Below are 15573 nucleotides of genomic sequence, written 5' to 3' on the forward strand. Positions count from 1 at the left end.
TATGGAACTTTCATTTATATTAAATGAACTGGGAGAAGATAGAGAAAACTATTTTAATGCCGTTTCACCTCCCATTATACAGTCGAGCAATTTTACCTTTAAAACGGTAACGCAACTCAGACAGGCTATGGCCGATGAATTTGAAACAAATTTATACTCCAGGGGGCAAAACCCAACGCTTAATATACTACGAAAAAAACTGGCCGCACTTGACGGAGCCGGAGATGCTTTGGTATTTAGCAGCGGAATAGGCGCTATAAGTGTTCCATTGCTTTCTTTATTACAAGTCGGCGATCATGTGATAGCGGTTAAAAATCCATATAGCTGGACTTTAAAACTTTTTAATGAATTTTTACCCAAATTTGGCATCACTACTACCTTTATTGACGGAACTGTTTTTGACAATTTTGAAAAAGCTGTTAAACCCGAAACCCGCCTAATATACCTGGAAAGTCCCAACACCTTTAGTTATGAATTGCAGGACATAAAAAAGATAGCTGGCTTTGCCCGGGCCAGAGGTATTATGACCATGATTGATAACAGCTACTGTAGCCCGTTATATCAACAGCCTATCAGTATGGGTATTGACCTGGTTGCTCAATCGGCTACAAAGTATATTGGAGGACATTCAGATGTGGTGGCGGGTGTACTTACCGGCAGCAAAGAACTTATAAGGCAAATTTTCGACCATGAATTTATGAATCTCGGCCCGGCTATTTCCCCACACTCCGCATGGCTGATGTTGCGAGGATTGCGTACATTACCATTGCGCCTGCAACGTAGTTTTGAGAGCACTAAGATAATTACTCAATGGCTAAATAGCCATGAAGCAATACAACAGGTAATATGGCCCTTTGACCCGGCTTTCAAACAAAGCCAATTGGCCTGTGAACAAATGCAGGGCTGCGGAGGGTTGTTCAGTTTTACGTTAAAAAATACGTCATTTGCAAATATTGAAGCATTTTGTAACCATTTGCAGCATATATTACTCGCGGTTTCCTGGGGAGGCCATGAAAGTTTGATACTTCCATCTATTGCGTCGATTGCGGAACCGGAGTACAAACCAGGTGATGAGCGCCATCAACTCATCAGAATGTATGTTGGTTTAGAAGACCCTCAATATTTAATAAACGACCTGCAACAGGCACTTGATAAATTATAGCTATAATCTTTTCAAACCTTACATAGTAAAATACAATGCTTCCTTTGTCAGTGTCTGGCAGGAGCATAGTGGTCACTGGTGCACCGGAGGCAATAATTCTGTTGTTAAATACATTAAAAACTTCAAGAAGATCATCCTGCCCGCACTGGATAAGGATGGATAGACCCCAATTAATTAATCTTAATAAATCATTCGCTTTTTGATTTTGCTAACTTATCAAACTCTACTACACCTGCCCTGGCAGCCCATATATTGTACAATGCCTCAAGTTCAGCTACTTTTTGAGGATATTTGACACTGAGATCATTTAATTCCGAGCGGTCGGTACTGATATTATAAAGTTCCCATTTATTTTCGGGTCGTTGAGATACCAGTTTCCAATCGCCTTGTCTTACGGCACGGTTGCCCTCATGTTCAAAAAACAACCCATTATGTCCTTCCCAATTTTGCCCTTTAAATACAGGTACAAGACTTATACCTTCTGTAGGTGTTATATTATTGCCATGATAAACTTTAGGATAAGGGGCGCCAGCCAAATCAACGCAGGTTGCCATAAGGTCGATGATATGAGCAGGCTTATTAACTATTGAGCCGGGCTTGATAACATTTGGATAATAAGCTATAAAAGGAGTAGCTGTGCCACCCTCATATTCCCAATGTTTAAATAAGCGAAAAGGCGTGTCGCTTATATTTGCACCCAATGATCCGTAAGACGTAAAGGATGTTGGATCACTTGCCGGCTTATTGCTTGCGGCCAGTACTTCGGGTGTAAAGCCGGGGCCCTTAATGGTTTCATTACTGGCTCCATTATCAGACAAAAACATGATTACGGTATTTTCTTCTTCACCTAACTCTTTTAGCTTCTTTCTGATGCGACCTATATTTTGATCCATACGATCAACCATTGCCGCGTATACCGCCATTTTGGTATCAAACTGTTCCTTTTCTTCCGGGGTAAGACTATCCCATTCGGGTACGCTCTTATCTCTGGGCGAAAGCTTTTCATCTTTATTGATGATACCGAGCTGTTTTTGACGCTCGAGCCGTTCCGCTCTTAGCTTATCCCATCCTTTCATGTATTTGCCTTTGTATTTGGCAATATCTTCGGGCAGGGCCTGAATTGGCCAGTGCGGACTGGTAAATGCCATGTATAAAAAGAATGGTTTATTTGTATTTTTATTACCCTCTATAAATTTAATAGCATAATCTGCATAGGCATTTGTTGAATACCAGTTTGGCCCTGGTGTAAATTCCTTATCATCTAAAGCGATAGTGAGCTTTTGATTAGGGCGATAAGGCATCGTTGGATTAAAATAACTGCTTGCACCGTCAATTAAACCAAAATAATGATCAAATCCCCGTTTAATCGGCCAATGCGATGGGTCTGTACCCACATGCCATTTACCTGCCATTAAAGTACTATATCCGCTCTGTTTAAGCGCCTCGGCAATAGTTACGCAATTCTGATTCAGGTATCCCTGATAAGCAGGCACATCACGATGGTTTACCATGTCTCCCACCCCGGCCTGGTGCTGATAAAGCCCCGTGAGTAATGATGCGCGGGTTGGACAACAGCGCGAAGCGTTGTAAAACTGTGTCATGCGCAAACCGCTTTTGGCCATTGCATCGAGATTGGGCGTTTGAGTTTCAGAACCGAAACAACCAATGTCGGAGTAACCCATATCATCGGCCAGGATAATAATGATATTTGGTCTTTTTCCAGTCACTTTATTTTGAGCAAACAACGTATTGCTTATAATTGATAGAAGAATAATAATGTGGAATAACTTTTTCATAGAATAGCGGTAAAATGAGCGTAAACTAAATTTCACTTCGTGATCAACCTGGAAAACCCTGCTTCGGCAATTTTAAACACGGTACCGTGCCTGGTTCCTTTTGGAAAACTGACCGAATCGGATATATCGGTCCAATGTTTCAAATCAGTTGATGTAACAGCACCATATTGATGATCCCGGTATTTATCAAAATAAACAATCCATTTGTTACCAACGCGCAGTGTTGTCGGCCCTTCTGCCCAGTAATTGCCGGTGATGGGCCCTTCGGGTTTTGAATATGGCCCGGTCAGTTTATCAGCATATGCAATTTTTATATTTTTCTGTACCGGATTCAGTGTTTCGTCTTTAAACACCATAACAAAGCGTTTACCATAAGGTACTATTGTTGCATCGATACAATTATACCCCGGATTGAACAGCAGCTGCGTTGGGGTATAAGTTTTAAAGTCTTTAGTGGTAATGTAATAAATACGATGATTGTATTTACTTTCAGATGTACTGTCAATCAACGGAAAACGCCCGTCAATTGTTGTCGCCCAGTATATCATATATGTTTTTGATGATACATCATAGGTAATTTCGGGGGCCCAGCAATTACGGGCACCTTGCTCCTTAGCCATAACAGGCAACTGTTGTTGTTCAGACCAATGCAACAAATCGGGCGAGCTCGCGTAACCGATACCTTTGTCTGTCCAGCTGTCTGTCCAAACCATATGAAACAGACCATCTGCTCCACGAATGATACATGGGTCACGCATGAGTTTATCTTTCGAAACTTCGGGAGTTAAAAAAGATTGGTCGTCATTTAAAGCTGTCCATTGCAATCCATTTTTACTGTACGCCAAATGCAAACCGTCCTGTCCGTTATCTTTAAAATAACTGAATATATAAACCTCTTTAGTCGCAGTTTGTGCATTTGCATCCAACACAAATAAAAACAGTAACAGGAATATCAGCTTTTTCATGTAATGGTACTTTTTGGTTATTTAAAGTTAATGGTAATATCTTCACGATTACTGTGAACAGTTTTTATCCAAAGCAAATGAGTTGTTTTATCATAATACCAACCTGCAATATTGATTAATTTCTCCATGCTGTTTACTGCATTTACTGCCCCATTGTTTTCAGCTACCATGGATGGTTCCTTATCAGCTGTCCAATGTATCTTAGCTACGTAAGTGTGCGCCGCCGGAACAAAGCTGCCTGTGGGTTTCTTAATTTTTAATTCCCATCCTTCAGCTACATTAGTCATGTTAATGCTGGTAATGGCAATTTCACCTTGTTTATATTTCAGACTGACACCATCATCTTCATACAATTTAAACTCTGATGATTGATATGGAAACATATCCAGTGTAATTACATCTACCGGTTTTTCATCCATATATTTCATAGTTGGCTGCATTGGGATAATACTTCCACCTTTTACAAAAAGTGGTAAATAATCCGGCGGCGTTAATATATGTATATATTGCTTTCCGGTATACTCTTTACCTGTCCAGTAATCAAACCAGGTTCCTCGAGGCAAGTATATGGTGCGCGTCTGAGCACCTTTTACAGTCACCGGGCAAACCATGATATTGTCGCCAAACAAGTATTGATCGGCTATACTGTACGTATTTGGATCATCCTGATATTCCAGCACCAGCGCGCGCATAAGCGGCATTCCGGTTTGGTACTGCTTGTATGCGTTGCTATAAATATAGGGTATCAACCTGTAACGAAGATCATCGTATTTTTTAAAGTTAGCCAACGCCTCTGCTCCGTAGTTCCAGGGTTCTTTATAGCCCGGATGATCCATGCCAAATACCATTGCCACCGGACTAAACATACCAAACTGCACCCAACGCATATATAACTCCGGATCGGCGGCATGTTCAAAGCCGCCCATACAATGCGCCCAATATCCTACGCCCGACATTCCAATATTTAACCCGGCCTTTATAACCGGTGCAAAATATTGCCATTCGCTTGGCCAGTCGCCCGCAAAAATGAACGGGTAACGTTGTATACCAGAATAACCTTCCCTTGTTTGGTTCAAGCCACGCATACCGTTGTATTCCTGAAACTTTAAATATGGCGCTTTAGCATAGGCAATGGGAAATACATTATGCAACTGGGTTATTTCTTTACCTGTAGGACCTACTTTTTCACTTTCATTTGCTAATGCCCCAAATGCGCTTCCTTCATCCGTTTTCAGAAATTTGGCGCCGATGGATGCCACTTTCATAACCCCGTTATTCCACCACCAGTTTGCTGCCTGCTGATCAAAAAAATTCACAAATTCGCCTGGCTTACCATTTTCAGGGTATGTAAAACCTTTAGCCTGCGCCTGATCAAGCAGGTTTAGATTTTTTGCATTATCAAACCTCGGGCGAATATGCAGACCTACCATTTTAAAGTTCATGGCATATAAACTATCGAACATGCCTTTTGGATCCTTAAATGTTTCGCGCCATTCAAACGTTGTAGCCCCTTTACCCCCGTTTTTGCCAAACAAACGCCAGGTAGAATCAAGAAACAGAATATCAACCGGGATACCCATTTCGCGCATTTTACGCGCCAATTCTATAACATACTTATCAGAGGTTAGCTCTTCGTGACCCCATGTGCCACCGCTGTAAGTACCCATGTGTAGTCCGAAAGCAAACCGCGGCAGCAATGGCGACTTACCTGTAATTGATAGATAACTGTTTAAAATGGATGGAAACGTTGGGCCATAAATAAAATAATAATCAAGCTCACCGTCATTTGCCTTAAAACTGTATTGACCACCGGTTTTACTACCCATATCCCATTCAGTGGCTGATGAATTATGTAAGTATATACCATACCCTTTAGTGCTCATAAAAAATGGGATGGGACTATAATTAGCCTCATTAACATTATAGGCACCTAACAAATTATTTTTGTTCTTTCCTCTGCCTACATTCAGTTTCACCAGTTTATTACGCTGATCTGTAAAATCCATACGCTCACCAAAACCAAAGAAATGCTCATCGGGCATAAGGTCTTTGGTACACATAACGGTATCACTAATATGATGCAAACCGCCATTTTGCTTACTATTGGGAACATATTCTGATGATAACATTATCCCTTTATTATCAGCCACGTTAATAATAAAAGGCGATTTAAGAACCGTAATAATTAATGCAGAGGTTTGAATAACATATGCCGATTTTGCATCAGTCACTTTGTAATCAACCGTTGGCCAGGTATAATTTTCCTGCATCAAATGCTCGTCGGGTGCAAACTTGCGACTCCAGCTGGCCCTTATACGAAACATGACAGGCGAACAAAATTCAATTTTAACGTCGCCATTGGCATTATTAAACGACAACGTATTGCCTTGCTTTTTATATCCGGACTTATTGCTACCAATACCCGTTTGAGCAGAAGCATTCACCATACCTAATAAAACAATGGCTAAAAGCAGGGATACCTTCTTCATTATTTACTTAATTTATAAACCTCACTACCTGCTAACAGGAAACAGCCTAAACCATAGTCTTCAAAATCTGGTACATTATCATAGCCTACAGGCTGGCCATCTTTTGGTTCTTTACCGGTTCCTTGTACGAAACCCAACATGCCATCCGGATGCAGGCACTCCTTCGACATGGCGTTCCATGCTTTGGTAACTATTGGCAAATAAGTTTTCTTTTTCAGGATGCCGTGATTAATACCCCATGCCATACCATAAGTAAACAGCGCTGTGCCCGACAATTCTTTACCGCCGAAATTGGTGGAATCTTTTAAACTCACATTCCAATAACCATCAGCACGCTGCAGCGGCACAAGTGCTTCAATCATTTCTTTATAAACTGATAAGTACTCATCGCGGTGGGGCGCATTTTTAGGCATAACCTCCAACACGCGCAACATGGCTGCTACTACCCAGCCGTTACCGCGTGACCAGTAACAATCTGTGCCGTTTGGTTCTTTATAGGGAGGCACAAAATCCTTATCCCTCCACCAAAGATGATCTGCAGTGTTATACAATCCTTTGCCGCCGTGTACGCTTTTAGAATAATTATAGATGTCGAACATCTTTTCATAATACCTGCTATCCTTATAAATTTCACCAAGCCTTGCATATACCGGCATAGCCATTTGCAGCGCGTCAATCCAGTTCCAATCATCTTTCTTTTGGCTGTTCACCATCAGGTCAATACTTTGCTTTATTTTTTCAATACGCTCGGGCTTTTTATCTATCAGGTACAAATCAATATAGGTTTGTCCGCAGCATTGATTATCAGCATTGCGGGTATCAACAGCTCCACGAGGACTCCATTGATGTTTCTCGCCCCAATCAACCGCATAATCATAATACTTTTTTTGAGGATCAATTTTATACATGGCCATTAACCCTTCGTAATAAACGGCCCTGGTCCACAGATTACTGGTGCGGGTAATACCCTTTACAGTAACAGTAGCTCCCGGATCGGGCCATTTTTGCATAAAATAACTGTTAGCCAGAGCCATATCGGCCAACACTTTAGTTTTTGACGGTTGTTGTGCACGCACAGCGCCTATCATGCCTATAATAGCACAAGTACACAATATTGTTTTTATCTTTACAAATAGTTTATTCATTTTGTAGATTTTATTTTATCAGATTTAGAAAACACTATAGTCATATTAAGGCATTTTTTTAAGCCCTTCCCACGTCACCTTCCACTTACCATTTTTAGGAAAACCCGGATTGATGGCAGTTGAGCCATCCCAGCCCGCACACATCATAGCTACAGCGGCCAGTAAACCACCATTACCCGGCAGGTACATACGTAAACGTCCGTCCTGGTAATTATGCCCATTTGGTAAGTATGTATTGGTTTTTATTGACATAAATAAAGCATCGATAGCTTTTTCGGGCATATTTAAACGAGTTGCAGTCATCGCAGTCATCGGAAAATCCCAACCCCATGTATCTTTCCAATCCCAAACATCCCAAACCAGGCTAAAGGTTTTTTTCATTACCGCAGTGTCCAGTTTATTATTATAAGGCAACATGCCATAGGCGGCTAATACCGCGGGATGATCCGTTTTTAGTTTAGGATTTGTATAAGCATCGGGCGAACTTTCGGCAGCCAGATAAACGCCATCTTTTTGGGGCAAGGTTGCCAATTTTTTCAGGATAAGAGCATATTTCTTATTGGGCTGCATATCCAAGCGTTTGCGCCATTGCTGAGCCACATTTAAAGCCCAGCGCCAATATTGCAGTTCGTAAGTTGGGTTATATGTCTCTTCGGGATTGTAGCGCTCCTGCGCCAGGATAATACCCTTCCCCAGATTATACCGATCATGCTCCTTGTCATAGGTAGGAAATGAGGCCAGGAAATCTGCGTCGGCCAGCACAAGGTCTTTATATTTATTCAGTGTTTGTTTATTCGGATGGGCGCGGTAATCCAGTTCGGCAAAATAAATAAAGTGAGGCTGCTGCCAGATCAGGAATGCCCCTACTGAAGATGGGCTTTCATTCCCATCTGGATCGGTCATTTTTTGCCAGCGTACCCCATCATATCCTTGTCTTTTGGCAATTGCGCGGGCATTTGCCTTTACGTGATGGTACCATTCCATACTGTTTTCAAGCAATTGCTCCCTTCCCCATAGTGCAAAGTGGATACCATGCCACCAGTGCATTTCGAGGTGGGGTTTACCATACCAGCTGTTATAGGTTAAACCTGTTTCTTGCGGGGGCTGATGACCCGAGCATTGTATTTTGGTAAGATATTGAGATAACACCACCCGGCGTTCCAATTCATTTGCCCGCGGATCTGTACTGCCGCTAAAATCAACTGCCCCTCCGCTTTGCCAAAAGGCTTTCCATTGTTGTATGCTATTTGCTTGCGTTTGAACAAAATTAGGTAAGGCTTTGGTTGTTGTCTTCGGGGTGAACAAACAGGTAAATGCCAGAACATCTGTTTTGTCTTCTGATGATAATACAAACTGATGAGCAGCTGTGTTTTTAACCGATGCAATGCCATCCCAAGCAAGGCGCACAAAATAACGGTTAGTATCTAAGCGATGAATAATAGTAGCCTGCCTGTCACCAGATGCAACAATAGCAGAATAATGTTTTTGAGGATTTTTCCAATTGTCACCATAATCTGCAAACTGATTAGTGGGAAAAGGGAAACGCAATCTTACTTTGAGCCTGCGCTGAGCTAATAACGAGGATTGTACTTTTACAGCTATTAAATCCTGATCCTGATGCGCGTAGGTTTGAACTTTTATAACCTCGCCATCAAAAATAAAAGAGCTGTTAATAGCCCCTGTCCACAGATTAAGTTCCTGGCGAACGTTTTGTATATCACTTATTTGAGCTTCTGTTCCGTCTTTATGTAGTAATATAAAGCCCAGGTTACCTAATTGCAGGCGATGCACATTTTCTCGAAACCAGTTAGCCGCATCTTTATTACGCCCAGCCTGGTTCCATTGCACTGAGTAGGTTACTTTGCGGCCATTAAATGTGTAGTTTTTTAACGTTTCATCAAATTTATAGCCTGCAGTATCGTTAAAACTGTGCCAGCCCCACTCCGATTGTGTGCCCAAAGGAATGCCTTTGTCGTAATGCTCTGGAAAAGTTTGCAGCCCCGTAGCGTCAACCGTAAAAGCAAAACGACCATTACCAACAGATAGGGAAGATAAGGTATCCGTACTCGTATTAATTACATTATGACGCTGCACCAATGCCTTGCGGTCTATTTTATTTTGTGCCTTTCCAATAACCGGCCAAACACACATAAAAAATACAAAATATACTGGCAGTAGTTTTTTCATGTTCCGGTATTATGATTCTATTTTAAAAATAAAGGGTGAAGCTGTCATATATTTGCCTCCCTGCGAAGTAGTAAACATATAGGTTGGCTTCCCATCTTGAAATAATAACTGCGGTCTTTCAAACCGTCCGTATTTGTTCAGGTATTTTGGCGGGGGAGGCTGATTAATATGGTAATATTCTGCATTGAAATAACCAATTTCAGGCTCGCTCCATTTTTTGCCAGTTTTTGATTCCATGTACAGGCCGTATTGATGATTAAACACACCCATATCCCGGGCCAGCATTTTAAAACGACCTTTATCAAGCCAAACAAAAGCATCTTCCAGTTGGGCATTGTTTCCCCTGCCCGAAAAATCGATAACCGGGTTTCCGTCATACTTGATATAAGGGCCTTCCAATTTATCGGAAATAGCTAAACCATATTTGCGGTTACCCTTTACCAGTGGATCTGTTGATGTTTCATACTCTCTGGTATTCCATGATTTATAAAACAGCCAGTATTGACCGTTTGGATGCTTAATAAATGCAGGATTGGTAGTACAATGATCGTCCCACGCTCCGGATGGACCGGGGAGTAGTAACGGTTCATCCGCGCGAGCCCAGGGGCCATCAAGTGAATCTGCAGTGGCCAGTCCAATACGTTTAGTATTAGTTTTACCATTAGAATTACCCATAAAAAACAAGCAATATTTACCGTCTACCTTTTTTATTGACGGATTATGACAGGTTGTTGCGTCCCAATAACCGGGGCCACGCGGAGCAAGGATAGTATCTTTAAATTTAAATTCGCTTTCGGGCGTGTCCGCTATAGCATGGCATATTTCGGATCCATTGATCCATCCACCCATTTTTTTTGAAGCAACCCACCTTGAAAAAAACACATGGACACGGCCATCGGGGCCCTCTATCGGGCTATTGCACCACACATAATAACCTTCCATTTCCAGTGCGCGGCCAACCGGTTTTAGTTTTTTTGCAAAAGCAGAAACATGATCTTTTGAATTACCAAATGTTAAATCAGGAAATAATGCTATTGCCGAGGCTATACTTAATTGCCCAATAAAATTTCTTCTTTTCATTATTTAAACATCTTTGCTTATTGAACGAACCCTTTACTTTAGATATTTATTCAGCCCTAAGAGATTAAATGATCTGATACCCTGAATAACAAATCTGGCGTTTAACTGTGCACCCAGTTCAAGTGTATGGGTAGCATCGGTACCAAAGTAGGTTGATTTTACTTTTGCTTCGCCTTCAGCGTCATAATCATCTACTATCATTTTGTTTAGGTCGATGAAAAAGATTCCGGTTTGTGCTCCTATTTCACAGGCCCATTGCCCATAGCTGTTTTCATTGTTACGCCCTGCAGATTTGCCATCTTTCCAGGTATTACGCGGTATTGGTGAGCAGATAATAGGTGTTGCTCCTTTAGCTTTAATATCCGTAATATATTTCTTCATATACCACCCATATGTATGCACCACTTCCTTCATTTTCCTAATTGGGTTATATATTTCTTGTTGGTCGTCGCCAATGCCTTTAATAGTTCCGCGGGCACGGACCGTATCATCCAGCGCGCCACTATCGTTATGCCCAAACTGCATAATCACAAAATCGCCAGGTTTTATTTTCGTAAGGACTTTGTCCCACAAACCCATGGTTTGGAAAGTTCGGCTACTCGTACCTCCAAGTGCGTCATTCTCAACCGCAATCTTTGTAGTATCAAAGTACCCAGCAATATAGTTTCCCCATCCCCATAAACCGCCATCACCCTTGCCCTTACCGTTCTTTACCGTCGAATCGCCGATAAGATAAAAAGTTGGTTTATCAGCCGGCTTTATCAACATAAAAGAAGATAACAGCATAACCAGTATGAGCAGCAAACTTAAACCCGCATTTGTACGCGTAATAATTTTCATAACAGCTTAGTAATTCGTTTTAAGATATTTACTCAAAGGGTTCTTAGGATCAGCTTTAATACCATCAACTACCGATTCGGCATTTACGGTAGCGCCCACTTTATTAGTATGGGTATGATCTCCGGGGAAAAACTTTTTGACCGAATCTGCTCCCCACTTATCATACTTGTCGGCCGTAATGCGGTTCATATCAATAAAAATGGCGCCCTCTTGCTGCGCTACTTCCTGAGCCCATTTGCCATAATCATTATTGGCACGGATAACTTTGCCATCCCGAAATTCATTTCGCGGGATCATGGATAATACTATCGGGATAGCCCCTTTAGCTTTTGTATCCCTGATAAATTTGCGAAAATACCAGCCATAGGTATGCACCGTTTCTTTAGTGCCATTGGGCCAGGTTAGCTCTACAGTTTCATTACCCGTACCTTTTAATACACCCCGGTACCCTGCTTTTGTAGTATCGGGCTTACTACCTTCATTATGTCCAAACACCATCATTACATAATCACCTGGTTTTAGAACGGAATCAACCTTGTTCCAGCGGCCTTCTTTTATAAAAGTACGCGTGCTGCGACCTGCCATGGCGTGATTTTCAATATTGACTTTTGAAAGATCGAAATAGTATGGGATAGTACTACCCCAACCCCATGTTTCTTTATCGTTATTATGTGTTGTGGAATCACCAATCAGGTAAATTGTGGGCTTTTGTTGTTTAATAAAAGCCAAACCTGCGAAGGTTATTGCAAATAGAGCTATAACTCGTTTCAATGCTTTCATCTTATTTTTTTAAGTTTTTAAATGCTGTCGGTCCATTTGTTTTAAGGGTTATATTATCACCTTTCAAATTTTGGGTCATGGAGTCTGGAAAATGAATTGCATCTGCCTATAGTTATTATTGGCCAACCCCGGCCTCATTTAAATTAAGTTTAGTATTGTCCTGACTGGTGATCTGCGAATTTTTCCACTTCCAGCCCTGTGCAAATTGTACATCACCTGCTGTGACCGCCTCAATATTAACCTGGTTAAAATGGAAATTCTGCAGGGTTGATTCCTTAAGCCCAATGGCATTAATGGCTTTCTTGGCACCTGTAACTTTGATATTTGAAATATAAACATCCTTAAAATGCGGTATCCCTTTTTCAACTGGCTCCACTTTGTGCAATATCTTTTTCCAATGATCGGGCAGTGTTGCCTCATTATAGCCATCAGGCAGTTTGGAATAGCTATAGCTTGGGTTCCAATTCATGGTAATTTGAAAAGCCGTACCCACGCCATTCATGGTTATATTAGTAAAATGAATGTCCTCCACTGTACCTCCCCGGGTAATAGCCGATTTAATATTTAGCCCGTTACTGGTACCATTGCCTGTTAAATCTGTTGCGAGCACGTGCCTGATACCGCCAGATGTTTCACTGCCGCAGGTAAGTAACCCGGCACCGGCTCTTGATATGCATTTGCGTATTACTATATATTCGGTGGGTTTATTCACCCTTAAACCGTCCCAATCGCGGCCGGCCTTAAGACAAAAATCGTCGTCATTGCAATCAATATCACAGTTTTGTACAAGTATCCAGCTTGATGAATCTATATCAATACCATCGGTTGATGGGCCATGTCCGTCAACGTTATTTCGGATAGTAATACCATCAACGGTAACTTGTTTGGAATAAAGCAGCTGCACAGTCCAGAAACCAGCCTGTTGCAGCGTAATGTTTTTAATGGTAACATCTACAGAATTAGAAACCAGCAGTGTGCGGGGACGCTTAGCATCATAATCAACAATCCAGCGCAATCCTTTAGGATCATATTCAGAACGCATTTTGCGGTAAATATCCCAGAATGGTTTGCCCTGAGCGTTTACCAATCCTTTTCCAGTAATTGCCACATTAGTTTGCCTGTCTATATTGATTAAAGCGGCAGGCCATTTCATCTCAATACCGGCTACACGGGTATCAATTTCCGGGTAATCTTTTATGTTTTGACTGCCGAGCAACTCGACTCCCTGATCAATACTAAGGCAAACATTCTTTTTAAGAAAAATTGATCCTGTTAAATATCTACCGGGTTTAAATGAAACAATACCGCCACCTTTTGCCGAACATTGGTCGATAGTTTTTTGTATGGCAATTGTGTTTAGCGTGTTGCCATCATTAGTCGCTCCATTATCATTTACATACCATACAGTTGTCTTTGATGGATACTGTTTTGCTCCAACTTTTTGTACCCAATGGAGTCTGGTTTGTGCATTTACGGTATATGCAGCAATAAAGAGTAAAAAAAAAGAATAGCGTAATAATTTCATAGATAGATTGTGCTTAATGGCCTATGCCTCCAAAATATTAGAGACATAAGCCATTTTTTTATATTAGGGATTAATACCCTGGGTTTTGAGCGTATAGCCCGGGGGTAGCATCCAGTTGTGTTTGCGGTACAGGGTAAATAATGTAATTAGCTATAACCGGTTTAATAGCTTTCTGAGCATCTTCTTTTGCAATCCACGCGTTCATGATAGTTAGTAGGTTACCACTTCGCTGCAGATCAAACCAACGTGACCCTTCATTGGCAAATTCCTTTCGGCGCTCATCAAATAATTGCGCAAGGGTTACACCTGTTACAGAGGGCAACCCTGCTCTGGTTCTTACCTGATTAACAATAGCGTCAACATCGCTTTGCGACCCCGCGGCGCCATGTAATATGCACTCTGCCTTAAGCATTAAAATGTCGGTATACCTGATGGCGATAAAGTTAATCCCCCAGTCAAAACGACTTGCAACAGGAATTTTAGTAATATCAAGCCACTTTTTAAAGAACGGGCGAATTTCTGTGGTACCTGCGTTAGTGTATCCTGCAGTATACACGCTAAATGCCTTACGTACATCAGCAGCGTCGTAACTGGTCGCCAGATCATTTGATACAGGGATGATCTCTAAACTACCATTTGATTTGTTGTCGCCAATAGATAAGAAATAAGTATTTGGAGCAAGCGTCCATGGGAACGAAGCACCGTACAAATCACTTGTACCACTTATACCGCTGGTGTACATGATATCAAAAACGGCCTCTTTATTAACGGTGGGACTTTGATTGGTATAAGAAAATACATTAGGATAACTTGGATTAAAAGCAAACTGACCGCTGCTAATAATATCCTGCAACAATGGCAGTGCAAGGTTCCACTCATTTACTCCTAATCCCGGGCCTTCTATACCATAATCAGGTCCTGATCTGGCCATATAAACCTGGGCCAACAGAGCCTCTGCGGCAAATTTGGTAGCACGCCCGGTATCACCTGCCGAATAAGTTGTTGGCAAATTTCCTATAGCAAATTGCAGGTCGGCAATAATCTGTTTATAAACATCAGCTACCGAACTGCGGCCGGTAGTATTTGCTTCCTGTACGGTTAAAGGGTGATCGATAACAGGTACCTGGCCGAAATACTTAACCAAATCAAAATAATAAAACGCACGCAAAAATCTGGCTTCAGCTTGCAGTCTTGTGGCCAATGTTGCTGAGCCAATGTTGCTGCCGTTCTTTGTGATCTGGTCAAGCAGCGTGTTCGCTCTGAAAATTCCATTAAAATCGGTACCCCAGGCTTCGGTAACATAAGCGTTTGCCGCCAATGATGGTGAAAAATCATTTACCGGATCCCAATCGCGAACAGTAACCGAAACACCATAAATATTGTCTGACCGTATTTCGGACAGGTTAGACAATCTTACAGGGTAATTATGCAGGTCTGCGTAAACTGCATTAGATGCCTGCAGAAAATCACTTGGTGTTTTATAAAAAGTAGCTGACGCCGGAACCGAAATAGGTACCTGATTTAAATCCTTTTTACAGGAAGCCATTATAAAAACAGCTGATATGGTTGATAGAAAAAATATCTTTTTCATGTTATTGATATTA

General features: G+C 41.5%; 11 protein-coding genes. 1 reads left to right on the top strand and 10 read right to left on the bottom strand.

Features of this window, described 5'->3' with window-relative positions; translation table 11 throughout:
* The first annotated feature begins 1 nt into the window (after nt 1).
* Nucleotides 2–1162 carry a trans-sulfuration enzyme family protein gene (locus SNE25_RS19465; RefSeq protein ID WP_321560667.1) on the top strand — a complete coding sequence of 387 codons (1161 nt, stop codon included), beginning with the start codon at nt 2–4 and terminating at the stop codon, nt 1160–1162.
* Nucleotides 1163–1350: 188 nt separating this feature from the next.
* On the opposite strand, the gene SNE25_RS19470 is transcribed toward SNE25_RS19465, so the two are convergent.
* The 10 genes from SNE25_RS19470 to SNE25_RS19515 all read right to left on the bottom strand — a co-directional run bounded on the left by SNE25_RS19470 (nt 1351) and on the right by SNE25_RS19515 (nt 15560).
* A complete protein-coding gene (locus tag SNE25_RS19470) occupies nt 1351–2958 on the bottom strand; it encodes an arylsulfatase (RefSeq protein ID WP_321560668.1) in 1608 nt (535 codons plus the stop codon).
* Between the two features lie 32 nt (nt 2959–2990).
* On the bottom strand, nt 2991–3923 hold the full coding sequence (locus SNE25_RS19475) for a glycoside hydrolase family 43 protein (protein ID WP_321560669.1): 933 nt from the start codon (nt 3921–3923) through the stop codon (nt 2991–2993).
* A gap of 17 nt (nt 3924–3940) precedes the next feature.
* Nucleotides 3941–6412, bottom strand: a complete 2472-nt coding sequence (locus tag SNE25_RS19480) for a glycoside hydrolase family 31 protein (protein ID WP_321560670.1) — start codon at nt 6410–6412, stop codon at nt 3941–3943.
* Nucleotides 6412–7557 (bottom strand): glycoside hydrolase family 88/105 protein, encoded by a 1146-nt coding sequence (locus SNE25_RS19485; RefSeq protein ID WP_321560671.1) that lies wholly within the window; start codon nt 7555–7557, stop codon nt 6412–6414. The genes SNE25_RS19480 and SNE25_RS19485 overlap by 1 nt, the downstream gene beginning before the upstream one ends.
* Before the next feature lie 45 nt (nt 7558–7602).
* Nucleotides 7603–9744, bottom strand: coding sequence for a hypothetical protein (locus tag SNE25_RS19490; protein WP_321560672.1), 2142 nt, complete (start codon nt 9742–9744; stop codon nt 7603–7605).
* A gap of 9 nt (nt 9745–9753) precedes the next feature.
* A complete protein-coding gene (locus SNE25_RS19495) occupies nt 9754–10824 on the bottom strand; it encodes a glycoside hydrolase family protein (protein WP_321560673.1) in 1071 nt (356 codons plus the stop codon).
* Between the two features lie 33 nt (nt 10825–10857).
* A complete protein-coding gene (locus SNE25_RS19500; protein WP_321560674.1) occupies nt 10858–11664 on the bottom strand; it encodes a rhamnogalacturonan acetylesterase in 807 nt (268 codons plus the stop codon).
* Between the two features lie 6 nt (nt 11665–11670).
* A complete protein-coding gene (locus SNE25_RS19505) occupies nt 11671–12444 on the bottom strand; it encodes a rhamnogalacturonan acetylesterase (protein WP_321560675.1) in 774 nt (257 codons plus the stop codon).
* A gap of 115 nt (nt 12445–12559) precedes the next feature.
* Nucleotides 12560–13969 (bottom strand): glycoside hydrolase family 28 protein, encoded by a 1410-nt coding sequence (locus tag SNE25_RS19510; RefSeq protein ID WP_321560676.1) that lies wholly within the window; start codon nt 13967–13969, stop codon nt 12560–12562.
* Nucleotides 13970–14039: 70 nt separating this feature from the next.
* Nucleotides 14040–15560 carry a RagB/SusD family nutrient uptake outer membrane protein gene (locus tag SNE25_RS19515; RefSeq protein ID WP_321560677.1) on the bottom strand — a complete coding sequence of 507 codons (1521 nt, stop codon included), beginning with the start codon at nt 15558–15560 and terminating at the stop codon, nt 14040–14042.
* Between the last annotated feature and the right edge of the window lie 13 nt (nt 15561–15573).

The sequence above is a fragment of the Mucilaginibacter sabulilitoris genome (assembly GCF_034262375.1).
GTDB lineage: Bacteria > Bacteroidota > Bacteroidia > Sphingobacteriales > Sphingobacteriaceae > Mucilaginibacter > Mucilaginibacter sabulilitoris.

Excerpts from the sequence above, each read along its gene's own strand:
- SNE25_RS19465 (WP_321560667.1), top strand. The coding sequence starts at position 2 with ATGGAACTTTCATTTATATTAAATGAACTGGGAGAAGATAGAGAAAAC.
- SNE25_RS19470 (WP_321560668.1), bottom strand. The coding sequence starts at position 2,958 with ATGAAAAAGTTATTCCACATTATTATTCTTCTATCAATTATAAGCAAT.
- SNE25_RS19475 (WP_321560669.1), bottom strand. The coding sequence starts at position 3,923 with ATGAAAAAGCTGATATTCCTGTTACTGTTTTTATTTGTGTTGGATGCA.
- SNE25_RS19480 (WP_321560670.1), bottom strand. The coding sequence starts at position 6,412 with ATGAAGAAGGTATCCCTGCTTTTAGCCATTGTTTTATTAGGTATGGTG.
- SNE25_RS19485 (WP_321560671.1), bottom strand. The coding sequence starts at position 7,557 with ATGAATAAACTATTTGTAAAGATAAAAACAATATTGTGTACTTGTGCT.
- SNE25_RS19490 (WP_321560672.1), bottom strand. The coding sequence starts at position 9,744 with ATGAAAAAACTACTGCCAGTATATTTTGTATTTTTTATGTGTGTTTGG.
- SNE25_RS19495 (WP_321560673.1), bottom strand. The coding sequence starts at position 10,824 with ATGAAAAGAAGAAATTTTATTGGGCAATTAAGTATAGCCTCGGCAATA.
- SNE25_RS19500 (WP_321560674.1), bottom strand. The coding sequence starts at position 11,664 with ATGAAAATTATTACGCGTACAAATGCGGGTTTAAGTTTGCTGCTCATA.
- SNE25_RS19505 (WP_321560675.1), bottom strand. The coding sequence starts at position 12,444 with ATGAAAGCATTGAAACGAGTTATAGCTCTATTTGCAATAACCTTCGCA.
- SNE25_RS19510 (WP_321560676.1), bottom strand. The coding sequence starts at position 13,969 with ATGAAATTATTACGCTATTCTTTTTTTTTACTCTTTATTGCTGCATAT.
- SNE25_RS19515 (WP_321560677.1), bottom strand. The coding sequence starts at position 15,560 with ATGAAAAAGATATTTTTTCTATCAACCATATCAGCTGTTTTTATAATG.